Annotated in this window: 11 protein-coding genes and 1 pseudogene; 8 read left to right on the top strand and 4 right to left on the bottom strand. The window is 65.8% G+C overall.

The window, feature by feature from the left end; translation table 11 throughout:
* Positions 1-7 precede the first annotated feature (7 nt).
* From AC4PTB_RS00975 to AC4PTB_RS00955, 5 genes are all read left to right on the top strand, one after another.
* Positions 8-745: a hypothetical protein gene (locus AC4PTB_RS00975; protein WP_492191268.1), complete on the top strand. Its 738-nt coding sequence runs from the start codon at positions 8-10 to the stop codon at positions 743-745.
* Positions 742-5,280 (top strand): glutamate synthase large subunit, encoded by a 4,539-nt coding sequence (gene gltB, locus AC4PTB_RS00970; protein ID WP_492191267.1) that lies wholly within the window; start codon positions 742-744, stop codon positions 5,278-5,280. The genes AC4PTB_RS00975 and gltB overlap by 4 nt, the downstream gene beginning before the upstream one ends.
* A gap of 97 nt (positions 5,281-5,377) precedes the next feature.
* The gene (gene mtgA, locus AC4PTB_RS00965; protein WP_492191266.1) at positions 5,378-6,127 is read left to right on the top strand and encodes a monofunctional biosynthetic peptidoglycan transglycosylase; all 750 of its coding nucleotides are present in this window, start codon (positions 5,378-5,380) and stop codon (positions 6,125-6,127) included.
* 90 nt (positions 6,128-6,217) lie between these two features.
* Positions 6,218-6,589 (top strand): hypothetical protein, encoded by a 372-nt coding sequence (locus tag AC4PTB_RS00960; protein WP_492191265.1) that lies wholly within the window; start codon positions 6,218-6,220, stop codon positions 6,587-6,589.
* 33 nt (positions 6,590-6,622) lie between these two features.
* The gene (locus tag AC4PTB_RS00955) at positions 6,623-8,155 is read left to right on the top strand and encodes a M10 family metallopeptidase (protein ID WP_492191264.1); all 1,533 of its coding nucleotides are present in this window, start codon (positions 6,623-6,625) and stop codon (positions 8,153-8,155) included.
* 179 nt (positions 8,156-8,334) lie between these two features.
* Here the strand turns inward: AC4PTB_RS00955 and AC4PTB_RS00950 are convergent, their stop codons facing one another.
* Positions 8,335-9,693 carry an alanine/glycine:cation symporter family protein gene (locus AC4PTB_RS00950; protein WP_492191263.1) on the bottom strand — a complete coding sequence of 453 codons (1,359 nt, stop codon included), beginning with the start codon at positions 9,691-9,693 and terminating at the stop codon, positions 8,335-8,337.
* Positions 9,694-10,060: 367 nt separating this feature from the next.
* Here AC4PTB_RS00950 and hutW point away from each other — a divergent pair, with 367 nt between their 5' ends.
* Both hutW and hutX read left to right on the top strand, forming a co-directional pair.
* Positions 10,061-11,443, top strand: a complete 1,383-nt coding sequence (gene hutW / locus AC4PTB_RS00945) for a heme anaerobic degradation radical SAM methyltransferase ChuW/HutW (protein WP_492192570.1) — start codon at positions 10,061-10,063, stop codon at positions 11,441-11,443.
* A gap of 11 nt (positions 11,444-11,454) precedes the next feature.
* Positions 11,455-11,973, top strand: coding sequence for a heme utilization cystosolic carrier protein HutX (gene hutX, locus AC4PTB_RS00940; RefSeq protein ID WP_492191262.1), 519 nt, complete (start codon positions 11,455-11,457; stop codon positions 11,971-11,973).
* 29 nt (positions 11,974-12,002) lie between these two features.
* Here hutX and AC4PTB_RS00935 read toward each other — a convergent pair whose 3' ends face one another.
* From AC4PTB_RS00935 to AC4PTB_RS00925, 3 genes and pseudogenes are all read right to left on the bottom strand, one after another.
* Positions 12,003-12,209 carry a hypothetical protein gene (locus AC4PTB_RS00935; protein WP_492191261.1) on the bottom strand — a complete coding sequence of 69 codons (207 nt, stop codon included), beginning with the start codon at positions 12,207-12,209 and terminating at the stop codon, positions 12,003-12,005.
* A 24-nt stretch (positions 12,210-12,233) separates the two neighbouring features.
* Positions 12,234-12,443, bottom strand: coding sequence for a hypothetical protein (locus tag AC4PTB_RS00930; RefSeq protein ID WP_492191260.1), 210 nt, complete (start codon positions 12,441-12,443; stop codon positions 12,234-12,236).
* 233 nt (positions 12,444-12,676) lie between these two features.
* A pseudogene (locus AC4PTB_RS00925) lies at positions 12,677-13,726 on the bottom strand (IS110 family RNA-guided transposase).
* A 709-nt stretch (positions 13,727-14,435) separates the two neighbouring features.
* Here AC4PTB_RS00925 and AC4PTB_RS00920 point away from each other — a divergent pair.
* On the top strand, positions 14,436-15,572 hold the full coding sequence (locus tag AC4PTB_RS00920; RefSeq protein ID WP_492191259.1) for a rhamnan synthesis F family protein: 1,137 nt from the start codon (positions 14,436-14,438) through the stop codon (positions 15,570-15,572).
* Positions 15,573-15,576 lie beyond the last annotated feature (4 nt).

Genomic DNA, 15,576 nt, shown 5'->3' with positions numbered 1-15,576 from the left:
CAAAGCCATGCTTCGGCATCGGGCAGGTCTTGGGGGCATTCTGGCCGCGATCGGGGGGCTTTTTGCCACCCTTCCCGCGGCGGCAGAGCCGAAATTCACCCCGCCGCCGGGCTGCACCCTGACGACCACGGTGCAGATGCATGCCTGCCAGGTGGCGAATTACTATACCTGTGCGGGCGACGCCCCGGGCGACCAATGGGTTTCGGTGGCCGATGGCGCGGGCGAATTCTTCGTCAGCCGCACCGATGCCGAAACCCGCTGGATGGAATCGGTCAGCCTGCAGGACGGCACGGTGCAAAAGCTGGATGCGGCAGCGTCAAAGGACAACGCCTCGTTCAGCACGCTTCTGGCCACCGGCCGCGACGATTACGATTTCGTCACCCGCACCAACACCGGGCTGATGCAACGCTTCAAGGGCTATGACCAGCTGACCGGCGAAAGCGTCACCATCGACGGCGTGCCCCTCGAACGCTGCAGCTTCGAGATGGAGATCGAGGACGAGGCCGGCAACCTGGTCGCCACCCGCAAGGGGATACAGGTGATCAGCCGGCAGATGCGTGTCTTCTTTGCCCAGACCGAGACTTACGAAAACGGCTTCGGCGACCGGGTCACCACCACCGAAGGGCCGGTGACCTTCGCCTTTCCCGGCGACGCCGATTTCGCCGCCGCCACACCGCAATATGACTGCGACATGATGATGACCGATCTGTCGCTTGACCATCCCTCGAAGGAGGCCTTGAGATGACGAACTACGACGAAGCCTGGGTTGCCGCCGAGGAAGCCAAGCGCAAGTGGATGGACGAACATTCGCTCTACAAGACCGAGGACGAACATTCGTCCTGCGGCGTGGGGCTTGTGGTGGCGCTGGATGGCAAGGCCAGCCGCAAGGTCGTGGCCTCGGGCATCGACGCGCTGAAGGCGATCTGGCACCGCGGCGCGGTCGATGCCGATGGCAAGACCGGCGATGGCGCGGGCATCCATGTGCAGATCCCGGTGCCCTTCTTCTACGACCAGATCCGCCGCACCGGCCACGAGCCGGACATGGAAAAACGCATCGCCGTCGGGCAGATTTTCCTGCCGCGGACCGATTTCGGCGCGCAGGAACGCTGCCGCACAATCGTCGAATCCGAAGTGCTGCGGATGGGCCATTACATCTACGGCTGGCGCCACGTTCCGGTGAACACCAGCGTTCTGGGCGACAAGGCCAATGCGACCCGTCCCGAGATCGAGCAGATCCTGATCCGCTGCGAAAAGGACATCGACGACGAGACCTTTGAGCGCGAGCTTTACGTGATCCGCCGCCGGATCGAGAAAGCCGCGATCGCCGCGCAGATCGCCGGGCTTTACATCTGTTCGCTGTCCTGCCGCTCGATCATCTACAAGGGCATGATGCTGGCCGAACAGGTGGCCGAATTCTACCCCGACCTGAAGGACGACCGCTTTGAATCGGCCTTCGCGATCTATCACCAGCGCTATTCGACCAACACCTTCCCGCAATGGTGGCTGGCGCAGCCCTTCCGCATGCTCGCCCATAACGGCGAGATCAACACGATCAAGGGCAACATCAACTGGATGAAAAGCCACGAGATCCGCATGGCCTCGACGGCGTTCGGGGATGCGGCCGAGGATATCAAGCCGATCATCCCGGCGGGGGTGTCGGATTCGGGCGCGCTGGATGCGGTGTTCGAGGTGATGGTGCGCTCGGGCCGCTCGGCGCCGATGACGAAAACCATGCTGGTGCCGGAAGCCTGGTCGAAAGCCACGACCGACATGCCGAAAGCCTGGCAGCACATGTATGCCTATTGCAACTCGGTGATGGAACCCTGGGACGGTCCGGCCGCCTTGGCGATGACCGATGGCCGCTGGGTCTGCGGCGGGCTGGACCGCAACGGCCTGCGCCCGATGCGCTATGTGGTGACGGGCGACGGCATGCTGATTGCCGGGTCGGAAGCCGGGATGGTGCCGGTCGATGAAATGAACGTGCGCGAAAAAGGCGCGCTCGGGCCGGGGCAGATGATCGCCGTCGACATGCGCGAGGGCAAGCTCTACCACGACAAGGACATCAAGAACCGACTGGCCAACAGCCAGCCCTTTGGCGAATGGGTCGAGAAGGTCGTCGATCTGAACGCGATCCTGCGCGACGTGCCGGAAAAGGCGGTCTACACCGGCGCCGAGCTGCGCAAGCGCCAGATCTCGGCGGGCTATTCGGTTGAAGAGCTGGAAAACATCCTCGCGCCGATGGCCGAGGACGGCAAGGAAGCCGTGGCCTCGATGGGCGACGACACGCCGCCCGCGGTGCTCTCGAAGCAATACCGCCCGCTGAGCCATTTCTTCCGGCAAAACTTCAGCCAGGTCACCAACCCGCCGATCGACAGCTTGCGCGAAAGCCGGGTGATGTCGCTGAAGACGCGCTTTGGCAACCTGAAGAACGTGCTGGATGAGGACGGCTCGCAAACCGATATCTGGATCCTTGAAAGCCCCTTCGTCGCCAACAGCGAATTTGCGGTGATGATGAAGACCTTCGGCACGAAAGTGGCGCAGATCGACTGCACCTTCCCGGCCGGGGCCGATCAGGAAGCCCTGCGCGAGGGGCTGGAGCGCATCCGCGCCGAGGCCGAGGATGCCGTCCGCTCGGGTGCGTCGCACCTTGTGCTGACCGACGAGCATCAAAGCCCGTCCAAAGTGGCGATGCCGATGATCCTGGCCACCTCGGCGGTGCATTCCTGGCTGACCCGCAAGGGGCTGCGGACCTTCACCTCGATCAACGTGCGCTCGGCCGAATGCATCGACAGCCATTATTTCGCCGTGCTGATCGGGTCCGGCGCGACGACGGTGAACCCCTATCTGGCGCAAGACAGCATCGCCGACCGGATCGAGCGCGGGTTGCTGGACGGCACGCTGGAAGATGCGCTGCGCCGCTATCGCGATGCGATCGACGCGGGTCTTTTGAAGATCATGTCGAAGATGGGGATCTCGATCATCTCGTCTTACCGCGGTGGTCTGAACTTCGAAGCCGTGGGGCTGTCGCGTGCGATGGTCGCCGAATATTTCCCGGGCATGCAAAGCCGCATCTCGGGGATCGGTCTGCACGGCATCCAGCACAAGCTGGAGCAGGTGCACGGCAAGGGCTGGCTGGGCGGGCAAGAGGTTCTGCCGATCGGCGGTTTCTACAAGGCGCGCAAAACCGGCGAGAAACACGCTTGGGAAGCGCAGACCATGCACATGCTGCAAGCGGCCTGCGACCGGTCAAGCTTTGATCTGTGGAAGCAATATTCCGCGATGATGCGGGCCAATCCGCCGATCCACATTCGCGATCTCTTGGACATCAAGCCCTTGGGCCGTCCGGTGCCGATTGAGGAAGTCGAAAGCATCACCGCGATCCGCAAGCGCTTTGTCACCCCCGGCATGTCGCTGGGCGCGCTTTCGCCCGAGGCGCACAAGCTTCTGAACGTCGCGATGAACCGCATCGGTGCGAAATCCGACTCGGGTGAAGGTGGCGAAGACCCGGCGCATTTCGTGCCCGAACCGAACGGCGACAACCCGTCGGCCAAGATCAAGCAGGTGGCCTCGGGCCGTTTCGGTGTGACCGCCGAATATCTGAACGCCTGCGAAGAGCTGGAGATCAAGGTGGCCCAGGGCGCCAAACCCGGCGAGGGTGGCCAGCTTCCGGGCATGAAGGTGACCGAACTGATCGCGCGGCTGCGGCACTCGACCAAGGGCGTGACGCTGATCTCGCCGCCGCCGCACCATGACATCTACTCGATCGAAGATCTGGCGCAGCTGATCTATGACCTCAAGCAGATCAACCCGCGCGCCAAGGTGACGGTGAAGCTGGTGGCGTCTTCGGGCGTCGGCACGATTGCTGCGGGCGTGGCCAAGGCGAAAGCGGATATCATCCTGATCTCGGGCCATAATGGCGGCACCGGGGCCTCGCCTGCCACCTCGATCAAGTATGCCGGTCTGCCCTGGGAGATGGGTCTGACCGAGGCGCATCAGGTGCTGGCGATGAACAACCTGCGCGAGCGGGTGACTTTGCGCACCGATGGCGGTCTGCGCACCGGCCGCGATATCGTCATGGCCGCGATGATGGGGGCCGAGGAATACGGCATCGGCACCGCCGCGCTGATCGCGATGGGCTGCATCATGGTGCGGCAGTGCCAGTCGAACACCTGCCCGGTGGGCGTGTGCACGCAGGACCCGAAACTGCGCGCCAAATTCACCGGCACGGCGGACAAGGTGGTGAACCTGATCACCTTCTATGCGCAGGAAGTGCGGGAACTGCTGGCCTCGATCGGCGCGCGCTCGATGGACGAAATCATCGGCCGAGCGGATCTGCTGACGCAGGTGAACCGCGGCTCTGCCCACCTTGACGACCTTGACCTGAACCCGCTTCTGATCACCGTCGATGGCTGGGACAAGATCGTCTACGACCGGTCGAAACCGCGCAACTTCGTGCCCGACACGCTGGATGCCGAGATCATCAAGGATGGTCACCGCTTCTTCGAGGACGGCGAGAAGATGCAGCTGTCCTATGCCGTGCGCAACACTTTGCGCACCATCGGGACCCGGGCCTCGAGCCATATCGTCAAGAATTTCGGGATGCGCAACGCGCTGCAGCCCGACCATCTGACGGTGAAACTGACCGGCTCCTGCGGCCAGTCGCTCGGTGCTTTCGCGGCGCAGGGGCTGAAGCTGGAGGTCTCGGGCGATGCCAACGACTATGTCGGCAAGGGGCTCTCGGGCGGGATCATCGTCGTGCGTCCGCCGATGTCCTCGCCCCTGACCGCGGCCGAGAACACGATCATCGGCAACACCGTGCTTTACGGCGCGACCGATGGCTATCTGTTCGCGGCGGGCCGGGCGGGCGAACGCTTTGCCGTGCGCAACTCGGGCGCCAAGGTGGTGGTCGAGGGCTGCGGCTCGAACGGTTGCGAATACATGACCGGCGGCGTTGCGGTGATCCTTGGCCGGATCGGCGCCAACTTCGGCGCGGGCATGACCGGCGGCATGGCCTATCTTTATGACCCGGAGAATGTGGCCGAGGATTACATGAACCTTGAAAGCCTTGTCACCTGCGGGCTTGGCCATCCGCATTGGGAAGCGCAGCTGAAGGGCCTGATCGAGCGGCACGCCGCCGAGACCGGCTCGGTCAAGGCGAAGGCGATCCTTGCGAACTGGGAGGCCGAGCGGGCAAACTTCCTGCAGGTCTGCCCGAAAGAGATGCTGGTGCATCTGCCGCATCCGCTGACCGACGAGCCGAAGGCGGTTCCGGCCGAGTGACCGGGCGCACATGACAGGGGGGCGGGGTCCGGTGACCCCGCCCTTTCCCATTCGGGCGCAGCTTGACCGGCTCCCCCGGGGCATGACAGATGGCGCAATGGCGGCACGCAGGAAACACCCGATCAAAACGACGATTCCCCCGGGGCGTGCGGCCTTGGTCGGGGGGGTTCTGCGTGCGCCGCTGCGCTTTGCCGCGGCCTGGACGGCGCGGATCAGCCTTGGCATTCTGGCCGCCTATCTGGCGCTGATCGTGCTTTATGACGTGCTCGATCCGCCGACGACCCTCACGATGTGGAGCGAGAAGCAGCGGCTGGGCACGCTCGATCAGGAATGGACCGATTTCGAGGATATCGCCCCGGTGATGGCGCGCTCGGTCGTGGCGGCCGAGGATGCGAATTTCTGCACCCATTGGGGCTTTGACATGGGGGCGATCCGGCAGGCGATCGACAAGGGCGCCAATCGCGGCGCCTCGACGCTGTCGCAACAGGTGACGAAGAACGTGTTCCTGTGGCAGGGCCGCAGCTGGCTGCGCAAGGCGCTCGAGGCGCTTCTGACGCCCGCGGTCGAGGCGGTCTGGACCAAGCGGCGCATTCTGGAAGTCTATCTGAACGTTGCGGAATTCGGCGAGGGCGTGTTCGGCGTCAATGCCGCCGCCTTCCATTATTTCCGCACCACCCCGGCAAAACTGACGCCCCGGCAGGCGGCGCTGCTGGCCGCGGTGCTGCCCGATCCCAAGGATCGCAACGCCGCCCGGCCCTCGCGCTATGTCTCGAGACGGGCCAGTCAGATCGCCGATGGCGCCGCCACGATCAAGGCCGACGGCCGCGCCGACTGCTTCAGCCGCTGACCTGCCAAGCGGATGGACAGGTGGCCCCGCGGCGGCTAGGCTGCTGCCATGGTGGTGACGAAATTGATCGCATTCGGGAGGGTTCTGGGGATGATGGGCGCAGCTCTTGCCCCCGTCCAGGTCAGCGCTGACCCGGGCCTGACCCTGAGCTGCCTGCCGCGGACCGCCGCGGTGGCGGATCTGTGCGGGCTGATGCAGGAGGTGATCGCAACCAGCCTGCCCGACCGCAAGATCGCGCGGGTCGAGGCCGAAGCGCAGCCCGACACCACGCCCGCCGTGCGTCTGCATGTCGAGCGGCTGACGAAAAACGGGATCGTCGCCCGTCTGGACTGGCGGCAACCGGGCGAGGACTGGAACAGCGGCGAGACCAGGGCCTTCAGCGTGATGGATCGCGATCTGCACGCAGGCATGATCCGCGGATTTTTTCAGCGCCTTTGGGACGCAGGCCCGATGATCCGATAGGCGCCCTGCAGAATTGGGGAAAGGAATAGACGGATGACAGCTCAGATCAGCACGCTTTTGCACAATGCGGCGGGGACAGAGGGCGCCGATGCCAGCGCAGGCGGCGGCGCGGGGGACCGGGACGGCCTGCGGACGACCCCTTTGGCGGGATACGGCAGCCCAGCGCTGACGGCGGCCCCGCTGCCCGTGGCAACGCTCGACACGCTGGCCGATTTCCTGGTGAACGGCTTCTGGGCAAGCGGTGGCGAGCAGGCCCGCCGCTTCGACACCACGGCGGACAATGTCCTCACCGTCGATCTGCAAAACCTGACCGGCGAGGGGCAGCAACTGGCGCGCTGGGCGCTTCAGGCCTGGTCCGTCACCGCCAATCTCGTCTTCGTCGAGACAACCGGCACCGCCGACATTGAATTCGACGATTTCGATGCTGGCGCCTATTCGACCTCGGACACCACCGGCACGCGGATCAACAGTTCCTTCGTGAACATCGACACAGCCTGGATCGCCAGCTATGGCACCAAGATGGACAGCTACAGCCTGCAGACCTACATCCACGAGATCGGTCATGCGCTGGGGCTGGGCCATCAGGGCGCCTACAACGGCGCGGCGAGCTATCCCGGCGATGCGACCTTCGCCAATGACAGCTGGCATCTTTCGATCATGTCCTATTTCAGCCAGGACGACAATCCGAGCAGCGGCGCTTCCTTTGCCTGGGTCACGTCGGCGATGATGTCCGACATCATCGCGATCCAGTCGATGTATGGCGCCTCGACCACCACCGCGGGCGACACGGTCTATGGCCGGAATTCGAATGTCGGCGGCTATCTGGAAACGCTGTTCGACAGCCTCGTGGCGGGCAGCTCCGCGACCTATGGCGGCGAGCCGGTGACCATGACGATCTATGATGCCGGCGGCCGCGACACCATCGATGTCAGCTTCTCGAACGCCGATCAGACGCTCAATCTGGTGTCGGGCAGTTTCTCGAACCTGGCCGGTCTGGTGGGCAACCTCGGCATTGACCGCAACACGATGATCGAGAACGGCATCACCGGCGGCGGCAATGACCTGATCAACGGCAACGGCACGAGCAACACGCTGTCCTCCCTCGGCGGCAATGACAGGCTGCGCGGCGGCGGCGGCAACGACAGGCTGTTCGGCGGCAGCGGCAATGACAGGCTGGACGGCGGCACCGGCAATGACTTCCTCGACGGCGGCACCGGGCGGGACACGCTGACCGGCGGCACCGGTCAGGACACCTTCCTGTTCAATGCCGCGGTGGGGGTGACCAATGCCGATGTCATCACCGATTTCAACGTCGTCGATGACACGATCCGGCTCGACCGGTCGTTCTTCACCGGCATCGCGGCTACCGGCAAGCTGAGCTACAGCGCCTTCACCGTGAACACCTCGGGTCAGGCGGTCGATTCGCTTGACCGGATCATCTACGAATCCGACACCGGCGCGCTCTGGTATGATGCCGACGGGATCGGCGGAACGGCCCGGCTGCTTGTGGCGACGCTTGGCACCGGCCTTGCCTTGACCCGATCCGATTTCTTCGTGGTCGCCTGAGGGCGCCAGCGGCGTGCATTTCGACGGCAGACGGGCATCCCGTCTGCCGTTTTTTTTCAGCCTTGCCGCATGGGATGGAAAAGACCGTGTCTCGACGGTGGGCGGCGCCCCGCGGGCGGGGCTTTCATCGCGGTGCGAAGGTCCGGGGCATCCGGCAGGACGCCCCGGCAGGTTTCGGCTCAGTTCCCGCCTTCGCCGCCCGGGGCGAAATAGTCGCGCGTCAGCTTGACGATGATCGGCGACAGCAGCAGCAGCGAAATCAGGTTCGGAATCGCCATCAGCGCATTGAGCGTATCCGCCACCAGCCAGGCGAAATCGAGGCTCAGCGTCGCACCGAAGAAGACCGCGACGGTCCACAGCAGCCGGAACGGCATTTCGCTGATCGTGCCCAGCAGGAATTCCCAGCATTTCTCGGCGTAATAGGCCCAGCCAAGGATGGTGGTGAAGGCAAAGAGCGCAAGGCTGATCGTCAGCAGATAGTTGCCATAGCCCGGCATCGCCGCCTCGAAAGCCGAGGAGGAAAGCATCGCCCCGGTCTCGCCACTGGTCCAGACGCCGGTGACCATGATCGCCAGACCCGTCAGCGTGCAGACGATGATCGTGTCGATGAAGGTCCCCATCATGCCGATCACGCCCGAGAACACCGGGCTCGAGGTCGAGCCCGAAGCCTGGGCGATCCCCGCGGTGCCAAGGCCCGCCTCGTTCGAGAAGATGCCGCGGGCCACGCCCATGCGCATCGCCATCAGGATGGTCGAGCCAAGGAAGCCGCCCGCCGCCGCCGTGCCGGTGAAGGCATCGGTGAGGATGGTGGCGAAGGCCGAGGGGATGTTTTCGGCAAAGACCGCCAGCACCACGCTCACGCAGAGCAGATAGACGATGGCCATGAAGGGCACGATCCGTTCCGCCACCGCGCCGATGCGCTTGATCCCGCCCAGCACGACCAGCCCGGTCAGCACCGTCATCACAAGGCCGGAGATCCAGGGCGCGATGCCGAAGGAATTCTGCACGGCGCTGGCGATGCCGTTGGCCTGCACCATGTTGCCGATGCCGAACCCCGCAAGGCCGCCAAAGAAGGCGAAGGCGGTGGCCAGCCAGGCCCAGTTCTTGCCCAGCCCGTTCTTGATCGCGAACATCGGGCCGCCGACATGTTCCCCCTTGTCGTCGACTTCGCGATATTTCACCGCAACGACCACTTCGGCATATTTCGTGGCCATGCCGACAAAGGCGGTGACCCACATCCAGAACAGCGCGCCGGGACCGCCGACCGCGATGGCGGTGGCGACGCCGGCGATGTTGCCGGTCCCGATGGTCGCGGAAAGGGCCGTCATCAGCGCCGCATAGGGGGTGATTTCCCCTTCCGAATCCGCGCCGGGGGTGCGGCTCTTCCAGATCATCCGGAAGCCGTAGGCCAGCTTGCGGATCGGCATGAAGCCGAGACGCAGCTGAAGGAAGAAGCCGGTGCCGATGATCAGCACGATCATCGGGACGCCCCAGACGATCCCGTTCAGCCAGTTGAAGAAGTTATGAATCAGTTCCAAGCGCCAGTCTCCTCTCTGTCCCTCGCACTGCCGTCTTCACCGGGAACACGGGCGGGTGTGCGATGCGCGTCGCATCGCCGGGATCTTGTGCTGTTGTTCGCGCCCCTCTCCTACGGTCGCATCGGATCGAAGATCAACCCGGCGTTTCGACGCTGCGCCGCCGCCAACGCCCGCGCGGACCCGAACGGATACGGCGGATGGCCCCGCCCCGTCACGGCAGCGCACCTCTTGACAAAATTACTCAGAATTCCTTCTATCGCGCAGACCCCGGCTCGGGGTCGTTTGCCCAGCATGTCGCCAGGTCACTCCCGCAAGGTGAAAGGTTCGACATGGCTGCATTTCCCCTCTCTCCTGCCCGGTGCCCGGCATGACCGCGGCGCTGGCGCATCTGGCGGCCCCGCCCGCGGTCGAAAGCTTCTTCGCCACGATCGGCGCCGATCCGCTGTCCTGCGCCTTCCCGCGCAAGGGCGGCGCGCATCCGGGCGGGCCGATGGCGCCGGTGCCCGCGGCGCAGCTGGGCACCGAATGGGACCGGCTGATGGCCACCCCGCGCAGCCGCCGCGCCGTGGCCTATGTCCATATCCCATTTTGCGAAAACCATTGCCTGTTTTGCGGCTTTTATCAGAACGCCTGGCGGGCCGATCTGGGCACGGCCTATGTCGATGCGCTGATCGCGCAGATCCTGGCCTTTGCCCGGCATCCGGCCCATGACGGCCCGCCGCTGCAGGCGGTCTATCTGGGCGGCGGCACGCCGACGGCGCTCTCTGGCCCCGATATCGCCCGGCTGATCCGCGCCATCCGCCGCCATCTGCCGCTGGCGCCCGATTGCGAAATCACCCTGGAGGGCCGCCTCCATTCCTTTGGCACCGACAAGGCCCGCGCGGCCTTTGACGCCGGGGTGACGCGGGTCTCGCTCGGCGTGCAAAGCTTTTCCGACGCGATCCGCCGCCCGCTTGGCCGCAAGGCCAGCCGCGCCGAGATCCTGCAAGCGCTGCAAGAGCTTGTGGCGCTGGATCAGGGCGCGGTGATCGTCGATCTGATCTATGGCCTGCCCGGCCAGAGCCCCGAGGATGTCGCCGCCGATGTGCGGATCTGCGCCGATCTGGGGCTCGACGGGCTGGACCTTTACGCGCTGAACCTGATCCCCGGCACGCCGCTTCTGACCGCGATCGAGAAGGGCAAGAAACAGGTGGCCGCCCCCGACCGGCTCGGCCATTTCTTCGCCGCGGGCGAAGCGGCGGCCGAGGAAATGGGTTGGCGGCCGATCTCCACCTCGCATTGGCAGGGCAGCCTGCGCGAACGCTCGGCCTATAATCTCGCGGTGAAGAGCGGGGCCGATTGCCTGGCCTTCGGCGCCGGTGCCGGCGGCTTTCTGGGCGATCTGAGCTTTCGGCTGACCCCCGATCTGGCGCGCTATTCCGGGCAGGCGGCGGCGGGCACGGGGCTGGTGGCCGGGATGATGCGGCAGGCGGCCAGCGCCCCCGTCGCCCAGGCGATCAAGGCGGGGATGGAGCGCGGCCTGCTTGATCTTACCCGCGCCGAAACCGCGCTGCAGACGCTGATCCCCGCCCCCGCCCAAAGCCTTGCCGATCATTTCGCGCCGCTTCTGGCGCAATGGCAGGCCGCCGGGCTCTGGGAACCGCAGCACCGCTTTTACCGGCTGAGCCGCGCCGGGCGGTTCTGGCAGGTGCCGATGACCACCCGCCTGCTGGGCTGGCTTGCCCACCACCCCGATCTTTCCCGAAACTGACGGAGACACCGATGACCCCGACGATTGCCGAAGCCCTTGCCGCCACGCCCCATGCCGCGCTGGAAGACATCGCCCGGGCGGCCAACACCACGCCGCTTGCGGTGCTTGCCGCCCTGCCCGCGGACGAGGTGACCGCCCTGCCCGGGTCCTTGATGGTCGAGGTGCTCGATGCGATGGCGGCTTGGGGCGAGATCACGCTTGTGGTCAACACCGGCCCGGTGATCCTCGAGGCGAAGGCACCGCTGCAGGGCGGCACGGTGGCGCAGGGGATGTACAACTTCAAGGGCAAGCCGATCGGCGGCCATCTGCAGATCGAGGCCTGTGCCTGCGTCGCCTTTGTCCGGCGCAAGCTTTTCGGCACCGAAACCCGCTCGGTGCAGTTTTACGACACCGACGGCGGTTGCATGTTCAAGGTCTATCTGGGCCGCGATGCGTCGCGCCAGATGATCCCGGCGCAGATCGCGGCCTTCGACGCGCTGGAAAGCGCCGCCCTGCAACAGGCGGGCGGGGCCGAAACCCGGCGCCGCTAGGCCAGAACGTCCTTGGGCAAGATCACCGGCTATCCTTCGTGACGCGCCAGATAGGGCTCGATCCCGTAGGTGCGGCGCAGAATCTCGGGCGAGAGCGCGGTCTCGGGCGGGCCTGCCGCGGTCAGGCGCCCGTCCTCCAGCACCGCGACCTCATCGCAAAACCGCGCCGCCAGCCCCAGATCATCCAGCGCCAGACAGAGCGGCGTCAGCGCCACAGACAGGGAGGGGCACTGCAAGATCGCGATGGGGCGGGGTCGGGATCATCGGGTCTCCTTGGCAAGGTCGGGCCGAGCAAGTTCGGGCTGGGCAAATCCGGGTCGCGCGGCGGCGAGGGTCTCGATGGCCTTGACCACCACCGGGTGATCGCAGGGCCAGTATTTGCCCGGGACGGCCAGAACCTTGCCTTGTGCGCTGGCCCGGGCGAGCACCGGGTTGCGGCCAAACACGGCATGTATGGATGGCTCCCGCATGACAAGGGGGGCGGCAACTGGTCGGGTGCGGCCATGTATTCGGCGTCTCGATTGCGGTTGACCCGCGCGCCCTGATGAACGTCCGCGTGAGGCCTGGGTCCCTATCAATGGCACGCGCTCGCGGCGCTCCGGTCCGAACGGGGTGTCCCGGCCTCGTGTCCGTCAGTTTGCCATCATCTCACTTTGCCCTCGTCCTTTCGGTCAGGCCTCATGCGGCCCGAAATTCAACGCCGTCACACCGCCCGCCAGGCCTCGCCCGTTCTCAGCATGGCCCAGATCTGACGCGCCATGCGGTTGGCCAGCGCGATGGCCACAAGCTTCAGCGGCTTCTTCGCGAGCATGCGTCCCAGCCAGTCCTCGCCCGGGTCTGAGCGCTTGCGGGTCGAGATCACCCCCATGGCGCCAAGGTAGAGCAGCCGCCGGATATAGCGGTTGCCCATTTTGGAGATCGCTCCCAGCCGTTCCTTGCCTCCGCTGGAATGCGGCTTCGGCGTCAGGCCGAGCCAAGCCGACAGATCGCGGGCCGCGCGGAAGGCCGACACGTCCGGTAGCGTGGCGGCAAGAAAGCTGGCGGTGATCGGGCCAATGCCCGGCCAATCGCCGGGAAAACGATCCCCCGGATCGTTTTCTGGCCCGGCTCATATTTGCAGCCGCCGCGCCATCTCGTCTTCCTCGGCCGCGCGACGCAGATCGGCGGTGATCGCGTCGATGCGCGCCTTGGCATCCCGGAATTGCCCAACCAGCAGATCAAGCGGCATGCGAGCCTCGGCGGGCAGCTCCGCCGCTTCGGCCTCGGCAACGAGACGGCCCATATTGTGGACGCCTTTCGGCACGACCAAACCGAATTCCCCAAGATGGGCGCGGATCGCGTTGGCAAGCTGGGTCAGCTGCCGGACGAGGAAATCCAGCGTTCGGTGGCGCATCAGCACCGCCTGCTGCAACTGGCTTTTCACCGGCACGAAGCGCATCGTGGGTTGGGTCACAGCGGTGCAGATCGCCTCTGCATCCGCAGCATCGGTCTTGCCCCGCGTGACGAAGGGCTTGACGTAAGCGGGCGGGATCAGCCGCACCTCATGACCGAACTTCGTCAGCTCTCGCGCCCAATGATGCGCACCGGCACAGGCCTCGATGCCGATCAGGCACGGGGCAAGGCGCGAGAAAAACAGCAGCAGTTGCGCCCGCCGGATCTGGCGCCGGATCACAACCGCGCCCTCCGCATCGATCCCGTGAACCTGGAACACGTTCTTGGCCAGATCGAGCCCGACCGTGGTAATCTCCTTCATGGATGGCTCCCTTCATGGGTTCAGTTGACTGCACCCAATGTGGCACATTGCGATGCCGGGAGCGGGAGCCATCCACTCCATCAGTGGCGCGGTCCGCCGAACTGTCGAGGACCAGCCGCACGGCGCGGTCACGCACTTCCGGGGAAAACTTGTTCGTTGTCTTGCTCGTGATGCTCCGTCCTACTCCGAAGTTGGAGCCTTCGCCAAACCCGGTGCGGTTCACTATCGCCGCGCCCCCTCCCGCTGCGGCCGCCCAAGGCGATTGCTGCGGCTCGGCCGCGGCGGGCCACAGCCCCTTCTGCTTCTGTCAGATCGCCGGGCTGACCTTCGGTCTTCCATCTGTGCCGCGCCTGCGTGAGATCGCTTCTTGGCAGCGGGTTCTTCGGTGGGCTTGAGCACAGAATAAGAACGCAAGTCGCTGACTTCACGCGACGCACTTTCGATCAGCGGCGCAGGTCTCGGGGTCGGTGCCCAGTGGCCTGAGGGCTGGCGCGGCGAAGCGCCGCTCCCGCCCCGGTCTGTTGCGCCTTTGCGCTGGCGAGGCGGTATCGGCCCGGTTATAATGGGGCGGATCCGCCATTGGTTGTCTGGACCCCGCCCGTGACCTTGCTCCTTGTCACCGCCCGCCCGCCCCGGCCGCAGGAGCCGCGCGCGTGACCCCGGATCCGGGCGCGGCTTCTGGCAGGCGCAACGCCCGGAGGGAGGCAGCATGATCGGGCGTTATCTGCGCTATGCCTGGCTTGGGTTGCGCATCCTGTTTCCCACCCCGACCGAGGCGCGTTACGCCCGCGCCATCCGCGCCAGCGGCATGTTCGACCGGGCCTGGTATCTGGCCTGCACCCCCCGCCTGCCGCGTATCTGCCGCTGGTTGCCGGAACGGCACTATGTCCTGGTTGGCGAAGCGGTGGGCCTGTGCCCGAGCGCATCCTTTTCGCCCCGGGCCTATCTGCATCTGAACCCCGACCTGCCGCCCGGAACCCGTCCGCTGGCGCATTATATCGCGGTGGGGCGGGCAGCGGGGCGCGATGCGCTGGATCGGCCTGCCGGCACGGCCGCCCCTGTCCTGCCGGTCCTTGACCCGAGGGACCGCCCCGATCCGGCGGCGCCGTTCGCGGTGGTGCTGCATCTCTATTATCCCGAAATCTGGGAGGAGATCGCCGCCCGCCTGTCGCGCCAGAGCTTTGCCTTCGACCTGTTCGTCACGCTTCCCGCCGTTGCGGCGCAGCCCGGGCGCGACAAGCTGCGGGCCCGCATCCTGTCGGATTTTCCCCGGGCCCGGATCTGGGATCTGCCCAATCACGGGCGCGACATCCTGCCTTTCCTGCATCTTGTGCAGTCGGGTGTTCTGGCGCCCTATCTTGCGGTGTGCAAGCTGCACGGCAAGAAATCCCCCCACCGCAAGGATGGGGACGCCTGGCGGAACGACCTGCTGGAGGGCGTGATCGGAACCGGGGCGGTGACGGCATCCCGGTTGCAGCGGTTCCTGGCCGATCCCGCCGCCGGTCTGTGGGTCGCAAACGGGCATCGCATGGCCGGAGCGCAGTGGTGGGGCGCCAACCGCGCCCGTGCGGCGGCACTTCTGGCGCGGATCGGCGGGATCGAGGAGGGGGGCCCCGATCTTGTCTTTGCGGCCGGGTCGATCTACTGGATCAAGGCGCAGGCTCTGCAGGTCCTGGCCGCGCTGCCGGTGACTGCGGCCGATTTCGAGCCCGAGATGGGACAGGTTGACGGCACCACGGCCCATGCGCTGGAACGGCTGTTCGGCGTTGTGCTGGTGGCGGCCGGGCAGCGGATCGTGCAGGCGGCCGAGCTTGACCCGTCCTGCGCCGACCCCGTTCAGCCCTGACAGG

It is taken from the genome of Rhodobacter sp. 4.3.4, assembly GCF_058724655.1.
Note: the sequence above shows the minus strand (reverse complement) of the source record. Positions and strands in the feature narration are given on the sequence as shown.

What these genes read in the sequence shown, in the direction of transcription:
- AC4PTB_RS00975 (WP_492191268.1), top strand. Translation starts at nt 8, where the DNA reads ATGCTTCGGCATCGGGCAGGTCTTGGGGGCATTCTGGCCGCGATCGGG.
- gltB (WP_492191267.1), top strand. Translation starts at nt 742, where the DNA reads ATGACGAACTACGACGAAGCCTGGGTTGCCGCCGAGGAAGCCAAGCGC.
- mtgA (WP_492191266.1), top strand. Translation starts at nt 5,378, where the DNA reads ATGGCGGCACGCAGGAAACACCCGATCAAAACGACGATTCCCCCGGGG.
- AC4PTB_RS00960 (WP_492191265.1), top strand. Translation starts at nt 6,218, where the DNA reads ATGATGGGCGCAGCTCTTGCCCCCGTCCAGGTCAGCGCTGACCCGGGC.
- AC4PTB_RS00955 (WP_492191264.1), top strand. Translation starts at nt 6,623, where the DNA reads ATGACAGCTCAGATCAGCACGCTTTTGCACAATGCGGCGGGGACAGAG.
- hutW (WP_492192570.1), top strand. Translation starts at nt 10,061, where the DNA reads ATGACCGCGGCGCTGGCGCATCTGGCGGCCCCGCCCGCGGTCGAAAGC.
- hutX (WP_492191262.1), top strand. Translation starts at nt 11,455, where the DNA reads ATGACCCCGACGATTGCCGAAGCCCTTGCCGCCACGCCCCATGCCGCG.
- AC4PTB_RS00930 (WP_492191260.1), bottom strand. Translation starts at nt 12,443, where the DNA reads ATGCGGGAGCCATCCATACATGCCGTGTTTGGCCGCAACCCGGTGCTC.
- AC4PTB_RS00920 (WP_492191259.1), top strand. Translation starts at nt 14,436, where the DNA reads ATGATCGGGCGTTATCTGCGCTATGCCTGGCTTGGGTTGCGCATCCTG.